The 2,990-nt window shown below is 73.3% G+C and carries 4 protein-coding genes; all 4 read left to right on the top strand.

All coding sequences use genetic code 11. The features are described from left to right. Positions 1 to 194 (top strand): hypothetical protein (locus Q0112_RS04290; RefSeq protein ID WP_297971871.1); only part of this gene is annotated, 194 nt, incomplete at its 5' end. 38 nt (positions 195 to 232) lie between these two features. After that, on the top strand, positions 233 to 898 hold the full coding sequence (locus Q0112_RS04285; RefSeq protein ID WP_297971868.1) for a CerR family C-terminal domain-containing protein: 666 nt from the start codon (positions 233 to 235) through the stop codon (positions 896 to 898). Further along, a complete protein-coding gene (locus Q0112_RS04280; protein WP_297971865.1) occupies positions 895 to 1,839 on the top strand; it encodes an HlyD family efflux transporter periplasmic adaptor subunit in 945 nt (314 codons plus the stop codon). The genes Q0112_RS04285 and Q0112_RS04280 overlap by 4 nt, the downstream gene beginning before the upstream one ends. Beyond that, the gene (locus Q0112_RS04275) at positions 1,820 to 2,758 is read left to right on the top strand and encodes an ABC transporter ATP-binding protein (protein ID WP_297971864.1); all 939 of its coding nucleotides are present in this window, start codon (positions 1,820 to 1,822) and stop codon (positions 2,756 to 2,758) included. The genes Q0112_RS04280 and Q0112_RS04275 overlap by 20 nt, the downstream gene beginning before the upstream one ends. The last annotated feature ends 232 nt before the right edge of the window (positions 2,759 to 2,990 follow it).

Raw genomic sequence — 2,990 nt, 5'->3', positions numbered from 1 at the left:
CTAAGGGCGGAAGATTCCAGCTCGCAATGGCCCGGATCCCGGGGGAAAGGTCAACCATCACCGCTCTCGAAGGCTTTCTGCGCCCGCACGTCGCGCTCGGCAAGAGCCGTCTCGAAACGCGGGGAGTCGTGTGGTGTGTTCCTGAATGGCGCTGCAGCCGCAGGAATCCGGCGTTGCATTTGGCTTCGCGATGATGCAATCAAACGTTTGATTGAATCGGGAGACACCTCGGATGACCGCTGAATCCCGACCCGTTCCCACCGTCCGCTCCACGCGCGAGGTCATCATCGAGGCGGCGCTGCGCGGCTTCGGCGAGAAGGGCTTCGCGGCGACCAGCGTGCGCGAGATCGCCGCCGCGGCCGGAACCAACATCGCCTCGATCTCCTACCACTTCGGCGGCAAGGAGGGCCTGCGCGACGCCTGCGCCGAGCATATCGTGCGGCTGATGGGGGACGCCCTCGCCGCGGCGCGCCCGGGCGAGCCGCTGCCGCCCGACCCCCTCGCCGCCGCCGAGACGCTGGCCGGGCTGGTGCGGAGCCTCGTGCGTTTCCTGCTCCTCGAGCCGCAGGGGCCGCTGGTCGCCGGCTTCATGCTGCGCGAGATGGCGCATCCCTCGAGCGCGCTCGATACCATCTACGAGGGCCTCTTCGACGGCGTGCACCGCACCGCCTGCGCCGTCTGGGCGACGGCGACCGGTCGCCCGGCCGAATCGGAGGCCGTCCGCCTCGCCGTCTTCGCCGTCATCGGCCAGATCCTCTACTTCCGCATCGCGGCCCCGGTGGTCGAGCGGCGCATGGGCTGGCCCGGCATCGGCCCGGCCGAGGCCGAGGCGATCGCCGGCACCGTCCTGCGCAACCTGACGCTCCGCCTCGATGCCGACCGGAGGGACGTCCCGTGACGGCCTTCCTCTGCGCCCTGCCCCTCGTCGCGCGGCTGGCGGCCTGCGCCGCGCCGGCAACGCTGGCGGTCGGCTACGTGGAGGGCGAATACGTGAACCTCGCGCCGGTGACCGCCGCCACGCTGATTGAGGTCGGCCCGCGCCAGGGCGACCGGGTCGCGGCCGGCGCCATCGTCGCCCGCCAGGAGCGCACCGACGCCGAGATCGCGCTGGCCGAGGCCGAGGCCGCCCGCGACACCGCCGCGGCCGAGCTCGCCAACCTGCGCGAGGGGAGCCGGCCGGAGGAGATCGCCGTCACCGAGGCCTCGCTCACCGCCGCCCGCGTGCGGCTGCGCGAGGCGGAGCGGCAGGCGACGCGCCAGACCGCGCTCGCCGAGCGCGGCGTCGTCCCGCAGGCCGACCTCGACACGGTGCTCGCCGCCCGCGACACGGCGGAGACCGAGGTGGCGCAGCTCGAGGCCGAGCTCGCCGTCCAGCGGCTGCCGGCGCGCGAGCAGGTGCTGGCCGCCGCCGAGAGCCGGCTCCGCGGCGCCGAGGCGGCGGTGCGCGACGCCCGCTGGCGGCTCGAGCAGCGCGACCTCGCCGCGCCGGCGGACGGGCAGATCACCGACGTCTTCCGCCGCACCGGCGAGATCGCCGGGCCGACCGCCCCGGTCATGTCGCTGCTGCCCGACGGCGCCTTCAAGGTCGTCGCCTTCGTCGGCGAGGCCGATGTCGCCGGCATCGCCCCCGGCGACCGCCTAGAGGTGCGCTGCGACGGCTGTCCGCCCGAGCAGGCGGCGACCGTCTCCTACGTCTCCGACGAGCCGGAGTTCACCCCGCCGGTCATCTTCTCGGTCGAGAACCGCCAGAAGCTCGTCTACCGCATCGAGGCGAAGCCGACCGAGGAGAGCCGGAGCCTCCGCCCGGGACAGATCGTCGATGTCGCCCACGCCCGCTGAGCCCGGGACGGTCGTCGACGTCCGCCATCTCACCAAGCGCTTCGGCGGCAGGACGGTGGTCGACGACGTGTCGCTGAAGATCCGCCGCGGCGAGGTAGTGGGCTTTCTCGGGCCGAACGGCTCGGGCAAGACGACGACGATCCGGATGATCTGCGGGCTCTTGAGGCTCGACGCCGGCGAGGGGCGCGTGCTCGGCTTCGACCTCAGGACCGGCAGCCGCGAGATCCGGGCGCGGCTCGGCTACATGACGCAGCGCTTCTCGCTCTACGAGGACCTCTCGATCGAGGAGAACCTCGCGCTCGTCGCCGGGCTCTTCCGCCTGGCCGACCCGAAGGCCAAGGTCGCCGAGACGCTGGCCTCGCTCGGCCTGACCGGCCGGCGCCGCCAGCTCGCCGGCACGCTCTCGGGCGGCTGGAAGCAGCGGCTGGCGCTCGCCGCCTGCATCATGCACGCGCCCGAGCTCCTGCTCCTCGACGAGCCGACGGCCGGGGTGGACCCCAAGGCGCGGCGCGAGTTCTGGGACGAGATCCACCGGCTGACCGAGGGGGGCATGACGGTGCTGGTCTCGACCCACTACATGGACGAGGCGGAGAGGTGCCACCGGATCAACTACATCGCCTACGGGCGGCTGATCGCCGAGGGGACGGTGGAGGAGGTGGTGGCGCGGGCCGGGCTCGTCACCCGGCACGTGTCCGGGCCGGGGCTCGAGGCGGTGGCGCGGCGGCTGCGGGCGGCGCCGGGGGTGGAGCAGGTCGCGGCCTTCGGCACGTCGCTGCACGTCGTCGGGCGCGACGCTGTGGCGCTCGACGCCGCGCTCGCCGCGGTCGCCGGCGACGGGGTGCGGGTGCGGCCGGCGGAGACCAGCCTCGAGGACGTCTTCATCCAGTTCATGGGCGCGAGCGAGGACAATATGGCATGAGACGATCGCGTGATCCCCGACCGAGGCGGGCCTCCGGCCCGCGAGGACGCGGCCCGACAGGGAAACGCATGCGTTTCCCGGGCCGTTCGTCGGAGCGCGCGAGCGCGGAGGCGAAGGGGGGTCGGGCCTGGACCGTCGGCTGGTATCCGGGCGCGGCCGCCCCGGCGGACGCGGGAAGTGAGCAACCGGGAACATGGGTGACACTTCTGACCGGCGACATGGGTGACACTTT

Source organism: uncultured Amaricoccus sp., assembly GCF_937858865.1.
In the GTDB taxonomy this organism is placed as follows: domain Bacteria; phylum Pseudomonadota; class Alphaproteobacteria; order Rhodobacterales; family Rhodobacteraceae; genus Amaricoccus.
Note: the sequence above shows the minus strand (reverse complement) of the source record. Positions and strands in the feature narration are given on the sequence as shown.